The 24726-nt window shown below is 45.8% G+C and carries 24 protein-coding genes; 11 read left to right on the plus strand and 13 right to left on the minus strand.

Translation table 11 applies throughout. From position 1 onward, the window contains the following. Positions 1 to 177 precede the first annotated feature (177 nt). Complete coding sequence (locus FTU86_RS11270; RefSeq protein ID WP_005176594.1) at positions 178 to 375, minus strand: NF038105 family protein; 198 nt, start codon at positions 373 to 375, stop codon at positions 178 to 180. A 188-nt stretch (positions 376 to 563) separates the two neighbouring features. Here FTU86_RS11270 and FTU86_RS11275 point away from each other — a divergent pair, with 188 nt between their 5' ends. The 5 genes from FTU86_RS11275 (at position 564) to FTU86_RS11295 (ending at position 3846) form a co-directional block, all read left to right on the plus strand. Next, the gene (locus FTU86_RS11275; RefSeq protein WP_005176592.1) at positions 564 to 1538 is read left to right on the plus strand and encodes a class 1 fructose-bisphosphatase; all 975 of its coding nucleotides are present in this window, start codon (positions 564 to 566) and stop codon (positions 1536 to 1538) included. A 52-nt stretch (positions 1539 to 1590) separates the two neighbouring features. Next, a complete protein-coding gene (locus FTU86_RS11280) occupies positions 1591 to 2367 on the plus strand; it encodes an RNA methyltransferase (RefSeq protein WP_127800507.1) in 777 nt (258 codons plus the stop codon). 159 nt (positions 2368 to 2526) lie between these two features. Beyond that, complete coding sequence (locus FTU86_RS11285; RefSeq protein WP_005176588.1) at positions 2527 to 3141, plus strand: RNA polymerase sigma factor; 615 nt, start codon at positions 2527 to 2529, stop codon at positions 3139 to 3141. Continuing rightward, positions 3138 to 3458 (plus strand): hypothetical protein, encoded by a 321-nt coding sequence (locus FTU86_RS11290; protein WP_005176587.1) that lies wholly within the window; start codon positions 3138 to 3140, stop codon positions 3456 to 3458. Before FTU86_RS11285 ends, FTU86_RS11290 begins: the two co-directional genes overlap by 4 nt. Further along, positions 3448 to 3846 carry a DUF3106 domain-containing protein gene (locus FTU86_RS11295; protein ID WP_005176585.1) on the plus strand — a complete coding sequence of 133 codons (399 nt, stop codon included), beginning with the start codon at positions 3448 to 3450 and terminating at the stop codon, positions 3844 to 3846. Before FTU86_RS11290 ends, FTU86_RS11295 begins: the two co-directional genes overlap by 11 nt. A gap of 84 nt (positions 3847 to 3930) precedes the next feature. Here FTU86_RS11295 and FTU86_RS11300 read toward each other — a convergent pair whose 3' ends face one another. The 4 genes from FTU86_RS11300 to cxpE form a co-directional block, all read right to left on the minus strand. Beyond that, positions 3931 to 6363 (minus strand): CSLREA domain-containing protein, encoded by a 2433-nt coding sequence (locus tag FTU86_RS11300; protein WP_180048514.1) that lies wholly within the window; start codon positions 6361 to 6363, stop codon positions 3931 to 3933. A 15-nt stretch (positions 6364 to 6378) separates the two neighbouring features. Next, positions 6379 to 8187, minus strand: coding sequence for a rhombotarget A (gene rbtA, locus FTU86_RS11305; protein WP_168395033.1), 1809 nt, complete (start codon positions 8185 to 8187; stop codon positions 6379 to 6381). A gap of 120 nt (positions 8188 to 8307) precedes the next feature. Beyond that, entirely contained in the window at positions 8308 to 9012 is a 705-nt protein-coding gene (gene hda / locus FTU86_RS11310; RefSeq protein WP_005176580.1) for a DnaA regulatory inactivator Hda, read from the minus strand. A gap of 18 nt (positions 9013 to 9030) precedes the next feature. Then, positions 9031 to 10254, minus strand: a complete 1224-nt coding sequence (cxpE, locus tag FTU86_RS11315; protein WP_104484465.1) for a chloramphenicol efflux transporter CxpE — start codon at positions 10252 to 10254, stop codon at positions 9031 to 9033. Between the two features lie 136 nt (positions 10255 to 10390). On the opposite strand from cxpE, the gene purM reads away from it, so the two are divergent. Further along, on the plus strand, positions 10391 to 11461 hold the full coding sequence (purM, locus tag FTU86_RS11320) for a phosphoribosylformylglycinamidine cyclo-ligase (RefSeq protein ID WP_005176576.1): 1071 nt from the start codon (positions 10391 to 10393) through the stop codon (positions 11459 to 11461). A gap of 6 nt (positions 11462 to 11467) precedes the next feature. Then, positions 11468 to 12097 (plus strand): phosphoribosylglycinamide formyltransferase, encoded by a 630-nt coding sequence (gene purN / locus FTU86_RS11325; RefSeq protein WP_016660003.1) that lies wholly within the window; start codon positions 11468 to 11470, stop codon positions 12095 to 12097. 76 nt (positions 12098 to 12173) lie between these two features. Here purN and FTU86_RS11330 read toward each other — a convergent pair whose 3' ends face one another. Next, positions 12174 to 12977 carry an alpha/beta fold hydrolase gene (locus FTU86_RS11330; protein WP_005176572.1) on the minus strand — a complete coding sequence of 268 codons (804 nt, stop codon included), beginning with the start codon at positions 12975 to 12977 and terminating at the stop codon, positions 12174 to 12176. Next, positions 12974 to 13999 (minus strand): signal peptide peptidase SppA, encoded by a 1026-nt coding sequence (sppA, locus tag FTU86_RS11335; RefSeq protein ID WP_168383997.1) that lies wholly within the window; start codon positions 13997 to 13999, stop codon positions 12974 to 12976. Before sppA ends, FTU86_RS11330 begins: the two co-directional genes overlap by 4 nt. Before the next feature lie 130 nt (positions 14000 to 14129). Between sppA and FTU86_RS11340 the strand changes: the two genes are divergently transcribed. Then, positions 14130 to 15071 carry a lysophospholipid acyltransferase family protein gene (locus FTU86_RS11340; protein ID WP_180048515.1) on the plus strand — a complete coding sequence of 314 codons (942 nt, stop codon included), beginning with the start codon at positions 14130 to 14132 and terminating at the stop codon, positions 15069 to 15071. Here the strand turns inward: FTU86_RS11340 and FTU86_RS11345 are convergent. From FTU86_RS11345 to FTU86_RS11355, 3 genes are all read right to left on the minus strand, one after another. Continuing rightward, positions 15068 to 17470 (minus strand): DNA internalization-related competence protein ComEC/Rec2, encoded by a 2403-nt coding sequence (locus tag FTU86_RS11345; RefSeq protein WP_180048516.1) that lies wholly within the window; start codon positions 17468 to 17470, stop codon positions 15068 to 15070. The two genes, FTU86_RS11340 and FTU86_RS11345, sit on opposite strands and share 4 nt — an antisense overlap. Positions 17471 to 17555: 85 nt before the next feature. Further along, positions 17556 to 18239 (minus strand): lipoprotein-releasing ABC transporter ATP-binding protein LolD, encoded by a 684-nt coding sequence (gene lolD / locus FTU86_RS11350; protein ID WP_005176563.1) that lies wholly within the window; start codon positions 18237 to 18239, stop codon positions 17556 to 17558. After that, positions 18232 to 19467 carry a lipoprotein-releasing ABC transporter permease subunit gene (locus FTU86_RS11355; RefSeq protein ID WP_180048517.1) on the minus strand — a complete coding sequence of 412 codons (1236 nt, stop codon included), beginning with the start codon at positions 19465 to 19467 and terminating at the stop codon, positions 18232 to 18234. The genes lolD and FTU86_RS11355 overlap by 8 nt, the downstream gene beginning before the upstream one ends. Before the next feature lie 25 nt (positions 19468 to 19492). Here FTU86_RS11355 and FTU86_RS11360 point away from each other — a divergent pair, with 25 nt between their 5' ends. Beyond that, positions 19493 to 20059, plus strand: a complete 567-nt coding sequence (locus FTU86_RS11360; protein WP_180048518.1) for a PilZ domain-containing protein — start codon at positions 19493 to 19495, stop codon at positions 20057 to 20059. Here FTU86_RS11360 and FTU86_RS11365 read toward each other — a convergent pair. Both FTU86_RS11365 and FTU86_RS11370 read right to left on the minus strand, forming a co-directional pair. Then, on the minus strand, positions 20047 to 20970 hold the full coding sequence (locus FTU86_RS11365) for a DMT family transporter (protein WP_180048519.1): 924 nt from the start codon (positions 20968 to 20970) through the stop codon (positions 20047 to 20049). The two genes, FTU86_RS11360 and FTU86_RS11365, sit on opposite strands and share 13 nt — an antisense overlap. 5 nt (positions 20971 to 20975) lie before the next feature. Continuing rightward, positions 20976 to 21443 carry a YaiI/YqxD family protein gene (locus FTU86_RS11370; RefSeq protein ID WP_005176559.1) on the minus strand — a complete coding sequence of 156 codons (468 nt, stop codon included), beginning with the start codon at positions 21441 to 21443 and terminating at the stop codon, positions 20976 to 20978. Between the two features lie 264 nt (positions 21444 to 21707). Between FTU86_RS11370 and FTU86_RS11375 the strand changes: the two genes are divergently transcribed. Both FTU86_RS11375 and FTU86_RS11380 read left to right on the plus strand, forming a co-directional pair. Beyond that, a complete protein-coding gene (locus FTU86_RS11375) occupies positions 21708 to 22640 on the plus strand; it encodes a hypothetical protein (RefSeq protein WP_075168247.1) in 933 nt (310 codons plus the stop codon). Between the two features lie 398 nt (positions 22641 to 23038). Beyond that, entirely contained in the window at positions 23039 to 23179 is a 141-nt protein-coding gene (locus FTU86_RS11380; protein ID WP_005176552.1) for a hypothetical protein, read from the plus strand. Positions 23180 to 23242: 63 nt separating this feature from the next. Here FTU86_RS11380 and serC read toward each other — a convergent pair whose 3' ends face one another. Then, positions 23243 to 24322: a 3-phosphoserine/phosphohydroxythreonine transaminase gene (serC, locus tag FTU86_RS11385; protein ID WP_168382329.1), complete on the minus strand. Its 1080-nt coding sequence runs from the start codon at positions 24320 to 24322 to the stop codon at positions 23243 to 23245. Between the last annotated feature and the right edge of the window lie 404 nt (positions 24323 to 24726).

The following is a 24726-nucleotide window of genomic DNA, read 5'->3' on the forward strand; positions in this document are numbered from 1 at the left end:
ATGGAGAAATCTAATCGGTATGTTATACCTGAGAGAAGAGTGAGGAGTTATCCAAGGGTTGTAAAAGGAAAACCTCAAAAATACCCAAGAAAAAGCCAGTCAATCTCTTAACTGACTGGCATTACTCCATCGGGCGCTTTTTTAATACTCAAACACAAGAGCTGAGTCAAATTCTATTTAAGGTGCATCTGCCTGTGCATCTTCTTCATCTTTGGCGGGTTGCATCGACTCAATCATGTCGTGCTTGTTAAATTTCTTGTACTCTGGTTTTGCTTCATACCCCTTCCAGGCCTCTTTAACCTTGTCGGCGCTAATTTCATCTAAACTAATGCCTTCGCTTGGGGTTGGAGTCGCATCAAACTTTAACGTTGTCATATGTGTGCTCCTATATACTGGTTGATTCTGTTCCTTCACATCAACATAGCACTTTCTAGCAGACTTGCAAGGGCAAAATCACGTCAAATAGTTGAGTTTAATTTTTCTTTTAAGCTGTTCTCATCTAAAATATCGGACAAAGCTTTTTTGATCATGCCCGATCGATTCTTATTCGGAGTTTTCCTATTATGTCTTATCGCACCCTGTCCCAATTTCTACAACAACAAAGCGGAAATTTAACCCCTGAACTTGCACAGGTGATTGAGACCATTGCCAATACCTGCAAAACTATTGATCAGGCTTTACAAAAAGGCGCCTTGGCTGGGGTTCTGGGCAGTGCACAAAATGAGAACGTGCAAGGCGAAGAGCAAAAGAAACTCGATGTCATTTCCAATGATTACCTGATTGATGCTTTACAGAAACATCCTAATGTCGGCGGTTTAGCCTCAGAAGAACTGGATGAATTCACTCCGGCACAGGAAAATGGCCAATATTTAGTGCTGTTCGATCCGCTAGATGGTTCAAGCAACATCGACATCAATATGTGTGTCGGCACCATTTTCTCGATTCTTCCGGCAAAAAATGCAGTGACCCAAGCAGCTGATTTCATGCAGGCCGGTGTTCACCAAGTTGCTGCCGGTTATGTACTGTATGGCCCATCAACCATGATGGCCTTAACCGTCGGTGCAGGTGTAGTATTCTTTACCTTCGACCCGGAAGCTCAGGAATTCCTGCTGACTTCGGAAAATATCCAGGTGGCAGCGGATACCAAAGAATATGCAATTAATGCCTCTAACCAGCGTCATTGGGAAGCACCCGTTCAACGTTATATTGATGAACTGCTAGCAGGTAAAACCGGTCCGCGTGAAAAAGACTTTAACATGCGCTGGGTAGCCTGTATGGTGGGTGATATCCACCGTATTCTATGCCGTAGCGGGATTTTCATGTATCCATATGACCTGAAAGACCCGAAAAAAGCTGGCCGTTTACGTTTAATGTATGAAGCCAACCCGATGAGTATGCTCATGGAACAAGCCGGTGGTGCGTCGACAACAGGTCGTGTACGTATTCTGGAAATTGAACCGACCGATCTGCATCAACGTGTACCAGTGATCATTGGTTCTAAAAACGAAGTTGATCTTGTTACTGGCTACCACGCTTAATTTTTTCTGATTAACACCTGTGGGTCTGTGCTCACAGGTGTGGATGTTCTCCATGCCTATCTTATTTCTCGAATCGAAAGATAATCCTAAAATTAAGCACCTACGTGGCTTGATTGAACAAAACAGCTACCGTAAAAAACAAGGTCAGACTGTGCTTGAAGGTTCGCACCTTTGTCTGGCATGGTTAGAACAAAACCGGAAAATTAACGCGATTTTCACCACCGAAAATGCCCTGAAACATCCTGATCTGAACGATATTCTGGACCAGTATCAGGGTACGGTGTTTGTAATTGGCGAGTCTTTATATAAAGATTTAAGTACCTTGGGCACCACCCTTGCCTGTCTGGCTATTGTCGATTTGCCAAGTTCCAGTCAGGCGCTTGACTATCAGGCCGATACCTTAATCCTGGAAAATGTCCAAGACCCGGGCAATGTCGGCACCCTGCTACGCTCGGCTGCTGCAGCCGGCATCCAGCAAATTGTCTGCACCAAAGGCTCCGCCTCGTTATGGTCACCACGGGTATTACGTGCCGGGATGGGGGCGCATTTTTCTTTGCAGACCTTTGAAAATATCCAGCTCGAGGAGATTCTGGAACAGTTTAAAATTCCGGTCTATGTCACCAGCTCACACCGTTCCACCAGCCTGTATGTCAAAGACTTAAGCCAGCCATGCGTATGGATTCTCGGTAATGAAGGTCAAGGTGTATCGGATTACGCACTAGCACATGCCGAAGCCGTTACCATTCCCCAACCGGGCGGACAGGAATCCTTAAATGTCGCGATTGCCGGTTCAGTCTGTTTTTTTGAAATGGTACGTCAACGACTCTAATACGTTAATTTATATTAAATAGGCTGGCCCTATTAAAAAAATAGATTACACTAGAAAAATAATAACTTGTAATGTCAACCGAACCATTATTTTTAACGTTAATAGTGCCATGAAGTTAAAAATAATGGTGGGTATCCAATGACAGGATTTTCCATCTCTATGGATTTAGCACCCAAAAAGTCTCAACCTGAAAGTTTGAGTACTCTGAAGAGTACGGCTGAACAACGCCTGAAAACTTTTATGCACGAGGTCACCGGGCGCGCCTTAGTGATGATGGAAAGTGCCACTCAGGGACAGCATGGCATCGCGATGGATCTGGTTCAGGAAGCCTTTATTTCCCTGCACAAATCCTATGCCGATAAAAGCACAGATGAGTGGTATCCGCTGTTCTACACCATTTTAAATAACAAATTACAGGACTGGCGACGTAAAGAAGCCCGTCGTGCACAACCCTTTTCATTTTTCCGCAAAGTCAGCCTGGATGACGATGATGTCGAACAAAATGATCTGGTCGATGAACGTGCACTCAATCCTGCTGAGTTTTTGGACCAAGCCATGACTGCTGAAGAAATTCAGGAGGCAATCGCCAAACTTCCAGTGCGTCAGCAACAAGCGTTTATGCTGCGGGCCTGGGAAGGGTTCGATACTCAGACTACTGCCCAGATTATGAATTGTTCTGAAGGCAGTGTAAAAACCCATTATCATCGTGCTATTCAGGCTTTACGCCAGACTCTGGCACATATGAATCCATATCTGGGAGGATCATCCGAATGAAACAAGATGATTTCTTAAAACAAGTGACTTCCAAACTTGATGGACTCGCCCACCACCACAAAGACAAAGCTGTGGTGATGAATCATGTTCTGGATCAGATTCAGGATAAGCAGACATCACGCTATGGCCTGTGGAAAATGTCCGGTTTTGCACTTGCGGCTGCCATTGCAGGATTCGTCATTTTACCAAATTCGGTAGAAATGACCGCGCAACCGCAAAATCAGGTGGTGGCTACGCCAAAACTTTCACCACAAATGATGGAAGATCTAGAAATGTTATTGGTGCTGGGTGAGGATAAAGTTCAACATGGCAGCTAAACGTTTAGCATTCGCCTTCTGTGCGCTGGGCTTTTTGCAAACCAGCTTTGCAGGCTTTGAGCGTTTCTGGATTTTCTCCAAAGATGCAGACACAAAAATTGTTGAAAGCTGGGAAACCCTCTCAGATGAAGAACAATTGGCCTTAATCAAACGTTATCAGAATTTAAAAGAACTGCCGTCCGATAAAAGTGCTTCTTTGCAACAGCGTATGGACTGGTTTATTCAGCTACCCGATGCAGAAAAGCAGAAAATGCGTGAAACCTGGCAAAAAATGAGTACCCAGGAACGCAAGGAACTGGGCCAAAGAATGCAGAAGGCCACGCCTGAAGAACGCGTGCTGATTCGTGAAGAATATATCAATAAATATATCACGCCGACGGAATACTAAGCGGTTAAGCCAAGCATCAACCCAATGCTGGTCCATAAAAAAGCCTCTTGAAAGAGGCTTTTTTACACTCACTGAATTCATGATTTAGGACTTAAACTGACGGCGTACACGATATACCGCCATACCCAATAAACCAAATAATCCAGCAAGCCCTAAACTTCCACCACCGCTTCCTTCAGTATTGCTGTTTTTCGCGGTATTGATCAGGCTGATGGTCGCCTCATTGGACAGCTCCTGTTCAGCATCAAATACCTTGTATTTCAGCTCATAATCAAACGGGCTATAGCTGTTACGCACCTGAATCTGCAGGTTTCCACCATAACAGGTTTCACTCACATAATCCCCTGGACATTGACCACTCCGGTCTGCCGTGACCAGTACACTTTCAGGTACATTGGTTAAAAGGATTGGCAATTCAAGTCCATTGCTATCGGTATAAAAGGCCGGTTTATTTTGTCCAGACAGCAGTGTATTGACAGGTCCATCGCCATCATCACTGTCATTTTCCAGCGGATTGACATTAATTTTCAAATCCGAACCATATTCAATGGTGTAGCGGTCGGCTTTGGCAATCGGTTTGATGTTCATGAATTTTGCCTCAAGCAAACCACTCGACTGAACAGTTGGATCCGTCACCGACGTAATGGTATAGGCACAATAGGCAGAATCAATATTCTGGGTCACCTGATCATCGACCCGATAGAACAGAATCCGTTTTACATCGGCATCCCATTCGCATTTCAGGTTTGGATCATGCAGCAGTTTACTGCGGTCAAAGGCCACATCTTCTAAACCACCGCCAATACCATAGACTTCTGTACTGATATTAAAGTGTTCCGGTTTTAGTTCCAGCAATTGTGCCACGCTACCATCGGCATTTGGTTCATCATGCTTGAGGGCTAGTGCAAATGGATCGATATAAATAGTCCGATACTTCTGTTTTTGCTTGGAAAATTTAAGTAAATTTTCATAGTTTTGCAGATCTGCCTGATGTTGGGCCAACAGCTCTTTATTTTTCTCTGGTGCCTGAACCAGCGCTTTTAAACGGTCAATCTCCTGCTGATAGCTGTCAAACAAGGTCACATGCGACACGTTTTTCAGATTGACAATATCTGCTGCGGTCATACGCATGAGTTCAACCGAACCAATTTCACAGCTGTTTTTCTGTTCTGGATCTAAAATCAGGGTGCCATCAGTCACACGCTGTAAACCACGCTGATCTGACACTTCACAGCCAAATCCTTCGACATTGACCAGGTCCGCATCATTGTCCAGATTTTTTGGATAATATAACGGCAGGAATAAGTTATAGGCTGAAGCCGGCTGCATTGGATAGAGCACATCACTTAACTGCTTGCCACTCAGATTCACCGAGCTCATTGAGTTTTCTTCTGTGCTCGCGAGCGTTTCCGGCAGGTCACATACCCCCTGCTCTACACTTTGTGCATTCGGGAAAATTAGCGCATTGCGTGATGAGCTGATATTCGGTTGCCGCTCGGTTAAATTGCCATTATTCAACGCATAACGGCATGATTTTCCGGTATTAAATGCCAGCACATTAAATCTTAATACTTTGATGCCTGAATCATCATAATAGAAGGTGCTGGCAGCCTCATTTTCGACAATGGTATTGTTATTTAAACTGAAGACCGATTGCGTACTGAGGCGGTGTTCCGGGCCATTGGCCAGGTTAAAAATATGCCCCTGCGTTAAGTTCGCTTTATTTTTAGCCACTGTGGTATTGGTTAAAGTCAGACGCGGCTTGCCACAAAAATCAAAGCTACTCAGGCTGTTGCTGTTGCCATTCTGAATGACACTGCTTTGCTGAATGGTAATATTGGCTTGGGTATCTGCCAGATTTGCCGTACAGTCCATCGCCAGCACACTGCCGACACTGGCGCTGTTCCCCTGAATCAGGCTATTCACCACCGTAATTGGCTGTTCCTGATTATGGGCAGCAATATACAGTGCACCACCCCGCGCTGCCTGCGAGTCCAGAATTGCGGTATTGGTTAAGGTCAACGGTCCGGCAACCAGTAAAGCCCCACCCAGCCCATCGCTATAGCCATTTTTAAGGGTCAGATCGTCAAACATAACATTGGCCTGACTGTCGAGCGTATTAACAATACGATGCAACCCCTGGCCGTTAATAATGGTCTGATGTGGTATCAGCGCCGGATAACGGTGGGTAATAGGATCTTTCTTGCTGTAATCAAGCGGTGTCGCCCCCATAATCCGCACATTGGATTGCGGGCGTAATTCAGCATTTAACTTGTATTCACCCGCTTGCAGACGGATATAGTCCACTGCAATATAGTTGGTATTGCCGACACTACAGCCCCCAAAGGCTTTGTTCTGTTTGGCCGCCACCAAGGCTTCACGTAGCGAACATTTATCCGGGTTTTCACCATTTTCATCGGCAAATGTAGTGACATAAATAGTACGGTCTTCTGCGGCCATTAATGACATGGCACTGACAATCATGACTCCCAAGAGTGCTTTTTTATAATTTTTCATTCCCTTTCCCTGTTTTTATTTTTTACGGCGCCAAGCTGCCAGTAACATCAACATGAGCACGCCATAGCCAGCCACTGCTCCGCCAGATGTTTTAATTTTGTCACTGTCCATGTGGTTTTCAGGTGCCTGAATCACTTGTACACGAATTTCCACATACGGTTTGGTGGTGTTAAAACGTGTACTGCTGGTCACCAGTTTAATTTTAAAAACATCTGCGCCATGCCAAGCAGAATCCGGGGTATAAATAATCTTGCCCTGCTCATCAATTGTCAGTTGGCCTTTGGAACTGGTCTGGGTCTGCTCAATCTGCACACAGCCGGCTTGCCAGGCTTTCCCGGTCGGATTGCTGCTAAACAGGCTATCACAGAACTCGGCTGGTACCAGATCACTATCACCAATTAAATCGCTGACCGACATTTCCGCAATTTCACCGGCCAGAATATCCCGACCAATGAGACCTGAGGCATCAGGTACGGTAATTTCAATTGCACCACGGTCACACAAGGTATTATCCGAAGCTCGGTTCACCCCGCGCTGATCTGCCGAGGCACAAGTAACCTGCTCAGTGGTGCCCACTTGTGCATAGCCTTTGTTGACGATTGGAGAGTCAGCCAGGGTCTGGTAATTCAGTAAAATACGTGGGCGAATATAGCCCAGGAACTGTTCTTCTTTAACCTGATACGGGCAGAATAATGCGTCCTCATCTTCACTCAGCACCTTACAGGCGCCTTCCAGGATATTCCCGCTAAAAATATGGCTACCCTGCCAGATCTGGTTCGGGTAATTGGCATCGCCCGTTCCACATTCTTCAGAGACCAGATTGTTTTGCAGCACGCTTTGATCGGCTGCCTCTTTGCTACAGTTAGCAGACTGCGCCGTCACAGGATGTGGATTGGCCAGCAGAATACTGTTGGCAATATAGCCTTTTCCTGCCGGGGCTTCTAAACGTACCCCAGCGCTATTGCCCATTAAGGTGACATTATTGACCCCGATATTGTCTCTCAGGTTCAGCACATAGCCTTCATTGCGGTTAAAGGTCGTACTGCTGATGGTATTGGCAGCGGCCAGCAGCTTGAGATTTTCGACATCTTCTGTAGGTAACTGGGTGTAGAGGTTGGCAGATGCCAGATCGCTGGTTTTGTTGTCGCTAAACACCGCTGCATAAATCCGGAAGCTTGGCAGTCGGCTATAGATGGCGCCACCCTCGGTGGCATGGTTGTGCTGGATTAAACTGTTTTTAATTTCAATAAAGGCTGGCGCGATATTCTCTCCCTCTTCAGCCAGATTATAGATGGCGCCGCCCTGGTTGGCTCGACCCTGACTCAGCTTGACATAATCCAGCACCAGGTATTCATGGTTCAGAATCAGGCCGCCCTGATTGGGACGGCAACTGTCGCTGCCACAGCCTTGCAGGCTGACTTCGCTCAGGTTGACCTGAATACGTTTATCATCACTACTTTCAATATGAAAAATACGTTCATTACCGGCCATTTCGATAATGGCATTGTTCAGGCCTTTGATATTGTTTTCTTTCAGGCCGGTGTCATAGGTGGTTTTAATGCTTAAGGGTTGGGTGATTTTTAACTGCTGATTAAGTTTATAAACGGCGTGTTTTTCTAACAGAATGACATTGGAGGAATTTTCGCCACCGCAGCCATTATGACCTTCTTCCGGCAACCCCAAATTAATATACTCGACTGCTTCGCGCAGTGAACATTCTTTATCATTGGCTTGAATATCTTCAGTGATGGTGACAACAATATTGCTACTATAAGCATGTCCCGCAATAAACAGCATACCAATGCCGATGCTCCGCTTGAGCATAAGCTTACTCCTTAACCTATTTATTCATTTTTATTTTTAAGTTGCAGCTTCCTTGCAACTAAGACTTATTTTGAGTGTAATTTGTCATAGCTAGAGTAATTACTCAAGTTTTTTTGTATTTTACCGATATTCGTCAATTAATGCGTAGATCTGACGCAAATTCGCACCGCTCAGTTTGGTTTTTTCGCCTTTTAGCAGCTGAATCAGTTGTTGCAGGCTTTGTAACAGCATTGAAGTCTGCTGCGGACCATGTAACAGCAAGTAATCAATAATCTGCTGATCAATCTGAATACCTTTACGTTGCAGCACCGAAGTCACCAACGCCTGACGGTCGGCAAACAGGCTGCCGGTCGGCACTTTCACACTCACAGCCTGAGTTAAACGGGACTGTAAATCGGGCAATTCCAGTTTCAGTTCAATCGGGGCAAAACGTGATGAAAACACCAATTGCCCGCCCATTTCATTGCTGTAATTGATTAAATGAAATACCGCGCGCTGCCAATGCGGCACGCCGCTAATCGCTTCAATATCATCCAGACAGACCAGATCAAAATGATCTAAAGAGGTAATGGCTTCGGTCGGGGCATCCAGAAGTTCCAGCAAAGAGACTTTAATCGCGGATTTGCCAATTTCCAGATAAGAATCGCAAATCGCCGAAAGCAGATGGCTTTTGCCGGTACCCGCACCGCCATAAACATAAAAACGGTTGACCAGCCCCGCATGCAACTGTCGCACTGCGTCAATTACATGGCCCCAGCCCGGACCAGAAAAATCACTGATTCGGGCATCGAGTTGAGGTTCTATATCAAGCTGCAGTTGACGCATATACAGAATAGGCCTTCGTTAAACATCTTTAGGATCAAGAGGATTCATCTTACTCGATTTTTCAGTCTGTTGCAGTGGCTTTGTCTGATCTTTCTCAAGATCAATATCGACATCCACCTGATCAGTTTCTATGCTGAGACTACCTGTTTGCTGGTCATGATGAATGATGGCCGTCGACTGTCCATACCACTGACTGCGTTCATAGCAATCCCGGGCATGACGTAGCAAGACCACAATTACCGCGGCAACCGGCAAGGCAATTAGCATCCCGAGGAAACCGGCCAGTTGCGCACCGGCCAGTACGGCAAACACCACTGCTACCGGTGACAGTCCGATTTTATCGCCCAGTAAAAATGGTTGCAGTACATAGCCTTCTACCGCCTGACCAATCATAAACACCACCAGCACCAAGAACAGTTGCATCCAGTCGATACCAAACTGCAATAAGGTGGCAATGACCGCAGCAATAATCCCGACCGCAAAACCTAAATATGGGATGATACTGGCCAGACCTGCCACCATCCCGATAATCAGGCCAACGTCCAGACCAATCAGTTGCAGACCGGTGGCATAGACCACACCTAGGAGGATCATCACCAGGAACTGACCTTTGACAAACGCGCCTAATACATTATGGCATTCATTCACAATATGCAGGGTGCTGCGCTCATACGGACGTGGAATTAAACGGCGCAGACTGTCCAGCATACGGTCCCAGTCGAGCAGAAAATAGAAGGCAATAATTGGAATTAAAACAATGGTCCCGCCAATCTGGATAAAGTTCAGACCGGACTGCGCCACCCGTAAAATCATGGCCTGAATGCTGTCGGCGCTGTAATTGGTCTGCACATAGTCCATGATAATGGTTGACATATGCGTGGTATCAATTTCCATCTCATCGACATTAAAAGTTTCAGAAATCCAGGGCAAAAAGGTGGTATTGATCCAGTTAATTCCGACCGGAATACTGTCGCGGGCAATCATCAGCTGTTTCCAGACCAGCGGAATGATGTACCAGACTGCCACGGTCAGTAGAATCCCGATTCCGACAAAAACGATGCTGATGGATAACCAGCGCGGCACCCCAACCCGATATAAAGTATCAACCAGTGGACTGAACAGATAAGCCACAAGAAAGGCGACAATAAATGGAATAACGACCGGCTTGAGTAAATATAAAATCCAAAAAATTAAAGCTATCCCGGCAAGGATAAAAATGCGACGTAAAGTACGATCTGCCATAGAATCTCGCCTTTTTGCAGTGTAATCGTTATATAAAGTAAAATATTTTAATAAAGATAGCATTTTAGCGCATAAATAACATAAGAGTTTCGTATATTCGGGTTATAATCCCCCGCGCGAATGCGGAGACTTCATTATGAGCAACTCAACTTCTAACCCTACCCCTGGTTTAAGCTATAAAGATGCTGGTGTCGACATCGAAGCCGGTGACGCGTTAGTCGATCGAATTAAATCTGTTGCGAAACGCACCACTCGTCCTGAAGTGATGGGCGGATTAGGCGGCTTTGGCGCACTTTGTAAAATTCCTAAAGGTTATGAAGAACCTGTTCTCGTATCAGGCACAGACGGTGTTGGTACAAAATTACGTTTAGCCCTTAATTTAAACCGTCATGACACTATTGGTCAGGATCTGGTGGCCATGTGTGTGAACGACCTGCTGGTTTGTGGCGCAGAACCACTGTTCTTCCTCGACTACTATGCAACGGGTCACTTAAACGTTGATGTTGCAGCCAATGTAGTTACCGGGATCGGTCAAGGTTGTGAGCTTGCGGGCTGTGCACTGGTTGGCGGTGAAACTGCTGAAATGCCTGGCATGTATGAAGGCGAAGATTATGACCTTGCAGGTTTCTGCGTAGGCGTGGTTGAGCAAAGCAAAATTATTGATGGCTCTAAAGTCAAAGCGGGTGACGTTCTGATTGGTGTTGCGTCTTCAGGTGCACACTCAAACGGCTATTCTCTGCTTCGTAAAATTCTGGACGTGAAAAACGTTGACCTGACTCAAATCGTAGATGGCCGTCCGCTGGCAGATGCAGCGATGGAACCAACCCGTATTTATGTCAAACCGATTCTTGAATTACTTAAATCTGTTGATGTTCACGCAATGGCGCACATCACCGGTGGCGGTTTACCTGGTAACTTACCACGCGTACTTCCAAATGGCGCGCAAGCGGTGATTAACGAATCATCTTGGGAATGGCCAGAACTGTTCAAACTGCTGCAAAAAGAAGGTGGTGTTGAACAATTCGAAATGTACCGTACCTTTAACTGTGGCGTTGGTATGGTATTGGCAGTGGATGCAGCGGATGCTGACAAAACTGTTGAATTGCTGAACCAGTTGGGCGAAAAAGCTTGGGCAATGGGTCACATTGTTGACAATGCAGAATCTGTTGAAGGTGCTGACGAAAAAATCCGTGTGATTTTTGCGTAATTGTCTATGTTGAAAATTGCTGTACTTGTTTCAGGCAGTGGATCGAACTTACAGGCCCTGATTGATGCCCGTCTTTCGGGACAAATTGTCGGGGTCATTTCCAACAAACCTGGAGCCTATGCGCTGGAACGTGCCCAAAAAGCCGGTATTGCCACTGCGGTAATTGAACACAAGCAATACCCAGACCGTGAAAGTTTTGATGATGTGATGCATCAACAGCTTTTAGACTGGGAGGTTGATCTGGTGGTACTGGCAGGCTTTATGCGCATTTTAAGCGCCAAGTTTGTTAAAGCCTGGGAAGGGAAAATGCTGAACATTCACCCTTCTCTGCTGCCGCATTACAAAGGCATGCATACTCATCAACGGGTGTTAAACACGGGTGATGTCTATCATGGCTGTACGGTACATTATGTGACTGCCGAGCTGGATGCCGGTCAGGCGCTGGCCCAAGGGGTACTTACAGTATCGCATCAGGACAGCGTGGAAAGCTTGGCCAATCGTGTGCATGTGCTGGAACATCTGATTTATCCGCAAGTGGTGGAATGGATTTGTAGTGGTACGCTGCAGCACACACCAAACGCGGTGCTGTATCGTGGTCAGGTGTTAGCGCAACCGCTACAGTTCTGTCAGCGCTAAAATAAAAAGTAATATCTATAAAAAAACGCATCCTCGGATGCGTTTTTTTATGACCTGATTTTTCCCAAAAGTAATCTTAAGGTGCCTGATCCTGTAATAAGGATTTAATCATCTGTGCCACTTGCTCAGGCTGTTCCAGTGGGAACATATGACCGCCCGGCGCAACATGAAAAGGAATCCCGAATTTCTTCTCAATTTGCTGTGGAAACTTTCGGGCCAGAAACGGACCTTTCTCGGCCACCACCAGTTGTGCCGGTACTTTCAATTTGGCCTGTGGCAACCACCATAAAGATGGATTGGTACGGAAAATCTGTACTTCATCCATTTTAGGAATGGTAAGCGTCACCCCACCACGTACAGGATCTTCTGTCAGTGCATGGTCGATATAAGCCTGAAAACAGTCCGGATCAAAATCTTGATAAAAGCCTTTGGGTCTGAGCAGCTCGGCCGCCTGCTGACGTGACTCCCAATGATCACGGCGGCGTTTAGACAATCCCGCCGGTGACATTTTATCGAGGGCTTTCAGCTTCAACAGTTTCGCTACATGCATCACTAGCGCTTCTTTGCCCATGATCATTGGCGGATCCAGCATGATCAGCTGTGAAAACAGTTCCGGGCGTTGCTGCGCAGCCTGAAAGCTTAGCACCGAACCAAGCGAATGACCCAGTGCAATCACCTTGCGGCCTTGTGCCTGCCGCACAATACTGTCAATCACCTGCTGGGTCAGACTGTTCCAGTGATTGTCGATTGGATAGCGTTTATCTGGCCCGAGCAAAGGCACATCAATCACGTCATAATCATCTTGCAGATGCTGAAATAGTTTTTGATAGACCCGTGACGGTACGCCATTGGCGTGAGCAAAATGGATTAATGGTTTCATTGTAATTTGGTACTTTGTTCAGATTGAATCTGCTGCGATACAGCGCTGGCCATCCCCTGACCTACCGCAGTGCCCATACGACCCAGCATCGAATCTAGCGGATTATATTCAATGGTATAGTTGACGGTTTTGTCGACTTTTAATTCACGTTTTAAAGTATTCATACTGCCCAGACGGTCAATAATCCCCAGTTTCAACGCCTGATCGCCGGTCCAGAATAAGCCGGAGAACAAGGTCGGATCATTGGCTTTTAACTTGTTGCCACGGCCCTGTTTGACTGCAGTAATGAAATGCGCATGCACATTATCTAGTACACCCTGAACATGGGCTTTTTGCGCTGGATCCACCGGTTGTGTCATCGACAGCAATGCCTTATTTTCACCGGAGGTCATGGTGCGATCTTCAACACCCAGCTTTTGCATTAAGCCACTGACGCCATAATTCGGCATAATCACTCCAATCGAACCAACCAGACTGGATGGATTGGCAATAATTTCATCGGCAGCTGAAGCAATATAATAAGCGCCTGAAGCACCGGTATCGCCAATCACCGCATACAGTTTTTTATCCTGATGCTGCTGTTTTAAATACTGGATTTCCTGCCAGATTTCATCGGACTGAACCGGTGATCCGCCCGGTGAATTAATATTTAACACCACCGCCTTACTGCCGGTTGCTTCATAGGCTTTACGCAGTGATTTAATGGTATTTTCACTATTGACGCTCTGTTTATCGGCTGCGATGGTACCCACAATATCGACCACGGCAATATGCGAACTGCTGGTCACGGCCGTAGCAGAATTATTGCTACAGCTTTTACCCATAATCACCAGCAGAATAAAAATATAGGCAAAGGTCAGGAACTTAAAGAAAATTCCCCAGCGTCTGGCGCGGCGCTGTTCTTCAACAGAGGCTAAAACCGCTTTTTCCAGTAACTTCCATTCGTTTCCTGTCGGTTGTTGTGCTGTGGGTGGATGGCTATTCTTGATTTCATTTTCTGGTTTAGGCGGCCAATCGGACATAAAAACAATCCAAAACTCGAGTTAATTTTCCTCCATTATATACGCCGAAAAACTGATTGCTGTCTAAATTGAATGTTTTCCCCTATAATATTTTCATTTTTAACCTTTTCTTTAGATTTCACTATACTGAATGACTGATAAACTCGCCCCAACGACTATCTCTCGTTTACTTCATTTTGTCAGTCGACAGCCCCTCAGCCTTTCACGCTGGGCGGCCCGCCTGTTGGCGGCATTTTTGAATGTCTTTCAGCTCAGCAAGACCTCTCAGGTCATTCGCCTCAATTTAAATATTGCCATGCCGCATTTAGATGCGACCCAGCGTGAACAGCTGGCGCGTCAGGCCATTCGCAATGAACTCACCTCTTATTTTGAGTTTTTTAATATCTGGGGTGCAGAAAACCACAAGAATATTTCCCGCATTCATCAGGTGCATGGCGAACAGCTGTTACATGAGGCACTGGCTGCGCAAAAAGGCGTGGTACTGATTGTGCCGCATTTTGGCACCTGGGAAATCATGAATGCCTGGGTGGCGCAGCACACCGAAATGACCATCATGTATAAACCGGTGAAAAATCCATCGGCTGATGAGTTTGTCCGTAACGCACGCAGCCGCGAACAGGCCAATCTGGTGCCGACCAATGACAGTGGTATTCGTCAGATTTTTAAGGCACTGAAACAAGGTGGAACCACAGTAATTCTGCCGGACCACACCCCGCATTTGGGGGGTGAAATGATTCACTATTTTGGCCTGCCACTTGAATCCAGTAACCTGAGCGCCAAGCTGATTCAAAAAACCAAAGCCGCCGCCCTGTTCTTATATGCACTGCGCAATGAACAGCAAGGTTTTGATATTTTCATTGAGGCCATGGACGCACAGCTCTACGACTGTTCTGCCAATGAAGGCACCGCAATGATTCACCAGAAGATTGAACAGCTGATTGCCCAGCATCCGGAACATTATCACTGGAGTTATAAACGCTTTAAGGCACATCCAGCCTTAAGACGGATTTATGATATTCCTACGGATGAAGCCTTGGCGTTAATTCAAAATACCAAAGCTAATTCCGCTTAATCACGCCGCAGCCAAACCCGCATATGCCGATACGGTAGCACCTCATTCTCAGTGGGATAAAACTGGATGCTACCCTGCTGCGCGGTCTGCCATAAGGGAATTTTTAAGGCGTTCAGTCGGGCTTTTACCTGCGTGCTCGGATGGCCATAACGGTTATTCAGCCCCGCCGATGCAATTGCCAGTTTAGGCTCCAGCTGTTTTAAAAACTGGTAAGATGAACTGTGCCGGCTACCATGATGGCCGAGCACCAGCACATCCACTTTTAAATCCGGATAATCCTGTAATAACTGATATTCAGTCGGCCAGCCTGCATCACCCATCAATAAAAAGCGAGAATAAGGCTGAGCCTGTGCAAACTCGACCAGCAGCACACAGGAACTTTCATTTTTCTGCTGTTCTACAGGATTTAACTGCTCCGGTTTCGGAGAGAGTACCTGTATCTGGATGCCCGGCTGCCACTGCCATTGCTGTCCTTGCTGGCAATAGTCAAAATGGCTATGAGGATTTACTTCAAGCTGAGCATTGGCATAGACCTGTTGCACCTGTAACTGTGGCTTTAAGGTCTGATAAGCGCCGCTATGATCCTGATCCAGATGGGTCAACCATAAATAATCTAACTGCTGCACGCCTTTGACACTTAAAAAGGGCTGGATAATCTGCCGGCCGATACTCCATTTCTGTTCATCATAATGACCGCCCATATCAATCATCATGCTGTGTTCATGATAGCGTAAAAAGATTGCCTGCCCCTGCCCGACATCCAGCACAGTAAGTTCCACCTGCCGAGAAAACTGATCCTGAAAAAGTAAAGGCAACAAGCACAGCGCTGACCAGGCTTTAGGCACTAGACCTGCGGGAAGAAATAAAATCATCAGTCCCAGCACCAGACTCAGCAGCATCGGTGGGCTCAGCGCAACCGGAATCAGTTGCGGCACAAACAGCAAATCCAGCAACTGCAAACAACCCAATAACAGACTTAGCGCCAAGTCATTGAGCTGAAACAGCAACTGGCTCAGCGGTTCCGCCAGATAAAAACTTAAACCGGCCAGAATATCCAGCGGTACAGTCACCAGACCGATCCAGGGAATGGCCAATAGATTACTCAGCGGCGCAATCCAGGCAATCTGCTTGAAGAAGATGATCATCAGCGGAAACAGCGCAATAAAAATTTTCCATTGCGATTCAAATAACAGCCGGAAGCCCTGCCACAATTTCTGCATCAACGTCTGCTGCGGATGCACCGGTTGTTGCCGGAGGGTCTGGTAAATCCTTAACAGCACAAAGCAGGCGCCATAAGACAGCCAGAATGCCGCCGACAGCACACTCAACGGATCAAGCAGCAGCAATAACGAAGCACTACCAATCAGCAAAGACAGCGGCTGTATCGGCTGCTTTAGCAACAGGCAGGCGCCTGCCACCAGACAAATCAGTAAAGTCCTGAGCGCAGGAATTTCAAACCCAACATAGGCACAATATACAAATACACAGCCCATAAACGGCAGCAACAGCAGATAACTTCGGGGCAATTGCGCATATAATTCGGGCCAATAGCGAGTGACCAGGCGCTGCAGCACAAAACACAGCATGGCGGCAAAAATCAGCACATGCGGCCCGGAAATCGCCAGCAAATGACTCATCCCGAAACGCTGAAACTGCTGCTCGGTGGCTTCATCGAGTAAACTTTTATCGCCAGTCAGCAGTGCCAGTATTAAGCCGGGATGCTGTAATGCCTGCTGCTGGATAAAGTCACGAATCTGTAAACGCTGTGTTTCGATCCACAATTTAAATTGCGGCCAGAGTTGCTGATGCTGTCTTAAATGTGCCCCAAATCCCAGCCGATACAGTTCCGATTCAGTCAGTTCCACAATCGACTGGACCTGAAAGCCGCTCATGATATTTTGCTGGAGATACCACTGCTCTACATCAAACGCACCCGGAACGGCAAAACTGTGCGCCGGCAAGGTCTGCCCCTGTAAACGATAATAACGCCCCAGCTGTAGTTCCTGTTCAGCCGGCAGCAAGGCCAGCCATTGCACCGGCTGGCTATGCCGGTTCAGCACCTGAACCGGTTGCCGGAGCTGGCTGCTACCCAGCTGATTGATTTGCTGGACATAGACCACCACCTCTGCCGGCTGGCGGGTCAGTTCACGAAATATCAACCGCTCTTGCAACTGGTTTTGGGCAAAATTCAGCCCCAACAAAAATGTAATGACAAATGCCACACAGGTATTAATCAATTGGATGCCCAGATGGGACCAATGTAAAGCAGCTATTTGCTGTAAAAGCAGGATAATCAGTAACAGGCCTGACAACCAGAGCGGGAAATCCAGCATCGGCCATAGCGTTTTGCCCATACAGGCAATACCTACAATCCAGCCGGCACCCATGATTTTGAACATGTCGTTTTCTGTCTTATTTTTATTTTGAGCAAGCATAAAGCCCACCGGAGTGGGCTTCAAGGGTCATTGATCTGATAATCGGGTTTTAGTCGGGTACCCAGATGCCATCCTGCATATGCAAAATGGTATCGGCCGATTTGGCCAGCTCTTCATCATGGGTCACAATTAGCATGGCCATATTAAACTCACGGCGCAGCTCGCGTAACAGCTCAAAAATCTTGATGGCGGTTTTACGGTCCAGGTTCCCGGTCGGTTCATCGGCCAGCATGACTGCCGGCTTGGTGACAATGGCACGCGCCAAGGCCACACGCTGACGTTCACCACCCGACAGTTCACCCGGTTTATGGGTCAATCGATGCGATAAGCCCACCCGATCCAGCAGATATTCGGCCTGCTGTTTGACTTCTTTAAAGTTACTTTCCTTACGCAGCATCAAGGGCATTGCCACATTTTCCAGCGCACTAAATTCAGGTAGCAAATGGTGGAACTGATAAACAAAGCCCAGATATTGGTTACGCAAATAACCACGCTCAGCTTCGCCTAAATTGTCAAAGCGCTGGCCATTTAAATAAACCTCGCCCTGACTTGGACGATCAAGCCCGCCAAGGACGTGCAGCAAGGTACTTTTACCTGAACCACTGGCGCCGACAATCGACACAAATTGTCCCTGTTCGATTTTTAAATCGAGGCCGCGCAGTACATCTACTGTGGTTTTGCCGTCAGTAAAATGTTTAGTGACCTGTTTGGCTTCTAGTACAGTTTTATTCATAACGAAGCGCCTCTGCAGGTTGAATTTTCGCCGCGCGTAACGCCGGATAAATTGTGGCCAGGAAACTTAAAATTAAAGACAGGCTGACAATGACCACGACATCTTGCCATCTTAAATGCGATGGTAAGTAGTTAATGAAATAGGCATCAAACAGATTCAAGCCCAAAACATTGTTCAGCCAGGCAATAAAACCACTGATGCTGGAGGCAAAAATAATTCCAAGAATCGCGCCGGAGACTGTCCCGATCACGCCAATCACGGTCCCTTGCACCATAAAGATTCGGGTAATCGTGCCCGGAGATGCACCTAAGGTCCGTAAAATTGCGATATCGGCTTTTTTGTCAGTCACCACCATCACCAGAGATGAGACAATATTAAAGGCTGCGACCAGAACGATTAAGAACAGTAACAGGCTGACCATGGCCTTTTCCATCTGAATCGCACTGAACAGGTTACCATGAGTATAGGTCCAGTCTGAAGCATAGAAATTGGCTGGCAGTTCACTCACAATGTCGTTGGCAACGGTAGGTGCGGCAAAAATATCGTCCAGCTTCATGCGTACGCCTTGTGCGCCATCCGGCAGACGTAACAGGGTCGAAGCATCATTCAGGGCGATATAGCCCATCATCGAATCAACTTCGGCACCAATGCTGAAAATCCCCACAATGGTAAAACGTTTAAAACGTGGCACCACACCGGCCGGTGATGGCGTTGCTTCAGGCAAGACCAAAGTAATACTGTCATTTAAACTGAGGCCCAAGGCATCGGTCATTTGCTTGCCCAGCACAATCCCAAACTCGCCTTTTTTCAGGTTATCAATGCTGCCTTCCACCATATGCTGATGAATAATCGAAACTTTCTTCTCATATTCCGGTTCGATACCGGTCACCATAATACCGGAAACCTGGCCATGTGCAGTCAACATCCCCTGTAATTGGGTAAACGGTGCAGCACCTGTAACGTGCTCATGTTGCTCAACTTTTTTTGCAAGTTCAGGCCAATCTGTTAAAATCTGGGTAGATGAAACAGTCGCTTGCGGAATCATCCCCAAGACCCGGTTCTTCAATTCACGGTCAAATCCGTTCATCACAGATAACACTGTAATCAGAACAGCAACACCTAAAGTGAGACCGATCATTGAAACCAGAGCAATAAAAGAAATAAAGTGATTACTGCGCCGAGCGCGCGTATATCTCAACCCTATATATATCGAGATTGGTTTAAACATACCATCTAGTCCGAGGTAATACATTATGGAAAATTTACAGCATCAAAACGCTCAAAATGAACGTCGCGTGATGTCACGTATCGATGCTGCGTTGAGAATCAACTATCAGCTTATTTCTGATCAAGTTGCTCTTAATGATCCTTACGATCCTAATTTTATGTTGCCGCGTTATTTTCTACTACTCGCTGAATTAGATCAATTTGATCATGCGCTTAACTACGAATTAGAACAATTATCTGAAAAAGATCAACAAATTGCTCGAATCTTATCCTTATTCAACCAAAAATTAAACCTGATTACCGGTTCTTTATACGATGCAATTGTACAAAGCATGTTACCTGTACCAGAACAGGTCAACTTTTCCGAAAGCGGTTTAAGCTTCTACAGCGAGCGTGAAATTGCCGATGGCAGCTATATTCACGTGACCTTAAGTCATCCGGAAAATTTCTTTCATATTGCTGCAACTGCCCAGGTGGTCTATAGCAATGCCGAAGATAATGGCCGCTATCGTACCGGGGCCTATTTTATTACTTTACACCCGCAAGACCGCAGCAAACTGACCGAAGTCATCCAGCAGTGTCAATCTAAATAAGTTTCAGGATGTGCCTGTTTACGTGCCAACGCCCGGCTTGCACGTAAATCATGGAAGAAATATAAGAACAAGCCAAACAATAAGACCAAAGCTCCGATCAGCACTGTCAAGCTCAGGGCTTCCTGATTCAGAAATGCACCAATTAGCAGGGCCAGCATTGGGGTCATGACAGTGATCAGTGACAATGTGGTCGCCTGAATATTCTGTACCAGCTTAAAATAACAGAACATGGCAATCAGTGAAGCCATCACCACCGTATACAGTAAAGAGAATAAAGCCTTGGTTTCCGGAATTTCAGTCGGTGCATAAGGCCAGATTATTGGCAACATCAAAATTGCCATCAAGGTTGAAATCAGGATTGAACCAGTGGCCTGTGCCACAGGTTCCACCTTGGCATTCACTTTTTTGACCCAGAAAATGGACATGGCATAAATCAGCACGCTCAGCAGCATCAGACCAATCCCGACCGGCTGTACATGCTGGTTTTCTCCGCCCAGACAGATAATACCCAGTCCCAGCACTGCAACCAGCATCCCGAACCATTGCAGTTTTTTCAGACGCTGCTGAAAGGCAAAACGCCCAATCAGGCCGGCAATAATCGGCGCCAGACCAAACATCAGTGCAATCATGCCCGAACTTAAATAGCTGGTGGCCAGATAGGTAAAAATCTGGGAACCAAACAGGCTGCAGGAACCGGCCACATAACTGTGCAATGCCGTCTGATCAACCGGAAAACGCACTTTGAGTAGCAATAAAAAGACAAAGGCCAGCGGCAAGGCAATAAAAAAACGTAAAGCCAGCGCCCACAGCATATGCAAATCCGACACACTCCAGACAATCGCCAGCGGTGTCGAGGCCCAGATAAACACCAGCAGCATATAAGTCAGGGCAATATTATTTTTTGAAGGCATGTAATTCAGCCGGTTTTACGTTTTTGTTTTTGAATGGTCTGATCCAGACTGCTGGAAAATTCACGTTTATCGCGCTCAGAAATTGGCGGTGGCCCACCGGTCTGCACGCCAGCGCCGCGTAGAGTATCCATAAAATCACGTAAATGCAGCCGCGCTTTAACATTGGCAGTGGTATAGATTTCACCACGTGGATGAATCGCAATACCGCCCTTTTCAATCACCTGCGCTGCCAGTGGAATATCTTGGGTCACCACAATATCGTTGGCCTGCATCCGCTCAACAATTTCCTGATCGGCCGCATCTGCGCCGCTCATGACCTGCAGGGATTTAATCCGCACCGATGGAGTAATGCCCACATTCTGATTGGCTACAAAAATTACTTCGAGCTGATAGCGGTCAGAAGCCCGGATAATCACATCTTTTAAAATTCTTGGTAAGGCATCGGCATCCACCCACAGCTTAAATGGCAGCACTTTCAATTCCGGCAATTTTGATGTCCCTAGTGTAGCAAAATTCACTCAACGCCGCGGCGGGAAATACAGGCTTTTTCACCAAGATGCTGCTAGAGTAATAACACGCTGGATCAGCTGATTGTGCTTAAGCAGCTTAAGCTCATCTTTTGACTTTTCTCATCATTTCGGGCATTTTCAAAGGAGAAATCGGTGCCCAGACTTGAAAAATTTAAAACACCCTCGATTAAATAGATTAAGGCCACTCGACATTCTCTTAACGTGCTTATGAAAAATCAGAACAGACCAGACATCATTACCATTGAAGATCAAAGTTTTGGCAGCCATGTAGAGCATTGGACGCTGCTCACCGATCAGCCGAATGTTGATGTTCCCAAATGGTTAGGTCAGGCACTGGATGCACCCATCATGCCAATGGGGCTATGCGCACAAGAATGTGATATGGATGACAGCACCTGGCTGATTCAGGGTCCGGTCAAACAGCCGATTCAACTGGCGCAGGTCATTGCCGTAGAGGCCAATCAGCCGAAAGCGGTTAAAACGGCCTTTCCATGTTTTGAAAGCCCGTATAAAACCCCGGTGACCATTGAACGGATTATTAGCTGCCCTTCCAATACCCAGGCGGTTTTGGGATTAAATCTGGGTGAAAACACCACGGTCTATGCCTTTGACAGTCTGTATAGCGTCAATCACCACCAGTACCAAAAAGACCAGACTTATATCGCGCATCTGAATGGTTGGGCTTACGAGCTGGAAGCCGTGGCAGAAGATGAGCAACTGATTGTTGATGATCCTGCCTCGATTAAACATCACCGTGCCTTAAATGATATTCTGGCGGCCAATAATGGTGTTGCCCCGGCCAATTTGCAGGAACAGATTGACGCCTGGGAGCCAAAATCTGAAGAAGATAAAGCCCCGGTGACCGTGAATTTCTCCAAAATGGTGGCCTATTTATATGGTGAAGTCTTAGGACAGGAAGATGAAGCCTGGTTCCAGGGCAATGTGGTCGGTAAAACCCAAGCACAGTTTATGAATCAGGATTACACCCTGTATGATGTCTGCCTGATTCATGAAGACAACCAGCCAGCCACTTTAATCCGTATTGCGACCAAAGAACCCAAGTTTGCTGATTTTGAAATTGGCCAGTTCATTCGCGGCAATATCTGGATTCAGGTCAGTATTTACGCGAAAAAACAATAATTTATATTTAAAGAAAGACCTGCTTCAATATGAGCTTTCAGCTTGAAGCAGGTCTTTTTTGTATCTTTTGAATTTATTTGATTATATTTTATCCACAGTTTTATTCTAAATAGCACTATTTTAAATTCAAAAATCACTTATTTATCCACAGTTTTAAATTTTAAAGCTTATTATTTAATCTCTATTGATTTTCATAGACTTAGATTAAATCTGTTTAAAAATTGAATATTGAATAAATCCGGTCAACAGAATGAAGAGATGATGTTCTGATTTTAAATCGGCTGAAAAGTTTATTAAGGAAAATGTATTTAGTACTTTATTTAACCAATTTTTTATGTTAATAATATGTGACAAATCGAAAGTATCAACGATAAATAGATCACTGGAATATAATATCTATGAAAATCGTGCAAGAAGAAAACTTACAATCTGTTGAACATCAAATGGGTCAGCGTTATCGTCTGGATAAAATGTCCTGCCTGTTTTTTGTTCTGGGCATGATGATTTCTGCCTACCTGCTGCATCAATTTATTTTTTAATCCGTATTCCATATCCCATAAAAAAAGCCCATCCTGATGATGGGCTTTTTCGTATACGCTGGATTAGCCGTTGCGTTTGGCAAAGTCATCCATAAAGTTAACCAGTGCCTGAACACCTTCAAGTGGCACGGCATTATAAATGCTGGCACGCATACCACCAACTGAACGGTGACCAGCCAGATTCAACAGATGATTGGCTTCCGCTTCTTGCAGGAACTGTTTTTCCAGATCGGCATTGGCCAACGTAAATGGTACGTTCATGATCGAACGGTTGGCTTCAACAATCGGGTTGGCGTAGAAATCGCTTGAATCGATATAACCATAAAGCAGTTTGGCTTTTTCAAGGTTGGTCTGATGCATGGCATCAACCCCACCATTTTCCAGTAACCATTCAAAAACCAGACCAGATAAATACCAGGCATAGGTCGATGGCGTATTCACCATTGAACCATTTTTTGCCTGATCTGAATATTTCAGGATGCTTGGAATTTCCGGCTTGGCCTGATCCAGTAAATCTTCACGGATAATCACCAGGGTTAAACCTGCCGGGCCAATATTTTTCTGTGCACCCGCATAAATTAAACCAAACTTGCTAACATCTAGCGGTGCAGACAGAATGCTAGATGAATAGTCACACACCAACGGCTTGTCGGTTTCAGGAATGCTGGCAAATTGCAGACCACCAATGGTTTCATTGTCGGCATAATGCACATAAGCTGCATCTGCAGATAAATCCCACTCGCTTTGCGCGCTAATCGCATGTTTACCATCAATCTGAATACCTGCGTTCACGACATGAATATCGCCATAACGCTGTGCTTCTTTTAATGCTTTTTCAGACCAGATACCGGTATGGATATAATCGGCCTTGTTATTTTTACCGAGCAGGTTTAATGGAATTGCCGAGAATTGTAAGGATGCCCCACCCTGTAAGAACAATACTTTGTAGTTCTCAGGAATATTCATTAAAGTGCGTAAATCTGCTTCAGCCTTTTCTGCAACAGCCACATAGTCTTTGCTACGATGGCTCATTTCCATAATGGAAAGTCCCTTGCCATGCCAATCCAGCATTTCAGCTTGGGCTTTTTCTAAAACGGCTGTAGGTAATGCAGCAGGACCAGCACAGAAGTTGTACGCGCGCATGATTTTTCCTTGTCAAGGTGAAACACAATAAAATGATGGCATTTAACCATATCTGGACGCCGCTTGCACAAAATTATTTCTATCCAAGAATGAAGATAGAGTCAAAAAACCAATCTAGATTCGAGGGATAATTTGAATATCTTTGATTTTTTTGTTCTAACTCGGTGATTTCATTTATGAGAAATTGTACAGCTAAAAATATTCAATCTCATCCAATGCTTAGAAGATGTTGAATCGGCCGCTAATATAAAATAATTGAAAAATGAATTTAAACTCGGCTCAAGTTTTAGAGTGACATAGAACTATCAGCTTGAAACTTGAGAAGTGAATTGTTTCAAATTACAACAATACTACAACTTAACCCATTCCTGCACTGCAAGCACTTGATTTATAATGCAGCTTAG

The organism is Acinetobacter sp. YH12155 (assembly GCF_013418255.1).
Taxonomy (GTDB): Bacteria; Pseudomonadota; Gammaproteobacteria; order Pseudomonadales; family Moraxellaceae; genus Acinetobacter; species Acinetobacter indicus.

Bases quoted from the DNA above. Each gene is read 5' to 3' on its own strand.
- lolD (WP_005176563.1), bottom strand. From the start codon at position 18,239: ATGAATAAAACTGTACTAGAAGCCAAACAGGTCACTAAACATTTTACT.
- FTU86_RS11365 (WP_180048519.1), bottom strand. From the start codon at position 20,970: ATGCCTTCAAAAAATAATATTGCCCTGACTTATATGCTGCTGGTGTTT.
- FTU86_RS11330 (WP_005176572.1), bottom strand. From the start codon at position 12,977: ATGAAACCATTAATCCATTTTGCTCACGCCAATGGCGTACCGTCACGG.
- cxpE (WP_104484465.1), bottom strand. From the start codon at position 10,254: ATGGCAGATCGTACTTTACGTCGCATTTTTATCCTTGCCGGGATAGCT.
- serC (WP_168382329.1), bottom strand. From the start codon at position 24,322: ATGCGCGCGTACAACTTCTGTGCTGGTCCTGCTGCATTACCTACAGCC.
- sppA (WP_168383997.1), bottom strand. From the start codon at position 13,999: ATGTCCGATTGGCCGCCTAAACCAGAAAATGAAATCAAGAATAGCCAT.
- FTU86_RS11280 (WP_127800507.1), top strand. From the start codon at position 1,591: ATGCCTATCTTATTTCTCGAATCGAAAGATAATCCTAAAATTAAGCAC.
- purN (WP_016660003.1), top strand. From the start codon at position 11,468: ATGTTGAAAATTGCTGTACTTGTTTCAGGCAGTGGATCGAACTTACAG.
- FTU86_RS11355 (WP_180048517.1), bottom strand. From the start codon at position 19,467: ATGTTTAAACCAATCTCGATATATATAGGGTTGAGATATACGCGCGCT.
- FTU86_RS11285 (WP_005176588.1), top strand. From the start codon at position 2,527: ATGGATTTAGCACCCAAAAAGTCTCAACCTGAAAGTTTGAGTACTCTG.
- FTU86_RS11295 (WP_005176585.1), top strand. From the start codon at position 3,448: ATGGCAGCTAAACGTTTAGCATTCGCCTTCTGTGCGCTGGGCTTTTTG.
- rbtA (WP_168395033.1), bottom strand. From the start codon at position 8,187: ATGCTCAAGCGGAGCATCGGCATTGGTATGCTGTTTATTGCGGGACAT.
- FTU86_RS11340 (WP_180048515.1), top strand. From the start codon at position 14,130: ATGACTGATAAACTCGCCCCAACGACTATCTCTCGTTTACTTCATTTT.
- FTU86_RS11375 (WP_075168247.1), top strand. From the start codon at position 21,708: ATGAAAAATCAGAACAGACCAGACATCATTACCATTGAAGATCAAAGT.
- FTU86_RS11345 (WP_180048516.1), bottom strand. From the start codon at position 17,470: ATGTTCAAAATCATGGGTGCCGGCTGGATTGTAGGTATTGCCTGTATG.
- FTU86_RS11275 (WP_005176592.1), top strand. From the start codon at position 564: ATGTCTTATCGCACCCTGTCCCAATTTCTACAACAACAAAGCGGAAAT.
- FTU86_RS11360 (WP_180048518.1), top strand. From the start codon at position 19,493: ATGGAAAATTTACAGCATCAAAACGCTCAAAATGAACGTCGCGTGATG.
- FTU86_RS11380 (WP_005176552.1), top strand. From the start codon at position 23,039: ATGAAAATCGTGCAAGAAGAAAACTTACAATCTGTTGAACATCAAATG.
- FTU86_RS11300 (WP_180048514.1), bottom strand. From the start codon at position 6,363: ATGAAAAATTATAAAAAAGCACTCTTGGGAGTCATGATTGTCAGTGCC.
- hda (WP_005176580.1), bottom strand. From the start codon at position 9,012: ATGCGTCAACTGCAGCTTGATATAGAACCTCAACTCGATGCCCGAATC.
- purM (WP_005176576.1), top strand. From the start codon at position 10,391: ATGAGCAACTCAACTTCTAACCCTACCCCTGGTTTAAGCTATAAAGAT.
- FTU86_RS11270 (WP_005176594.1), bottom strand. From the start codon at position 375: ATGACAACGTTAAAGTTTGATGCGACTCCAACCCCAAGCGAAGGCATT.
- FTU86_RS11290 (WP_005176587.1), top strand. From the start codon at position 3,138: ATGAAACAAGATGATTTCTTAAAACAAGTGACTTCCAAACTTGATGGA.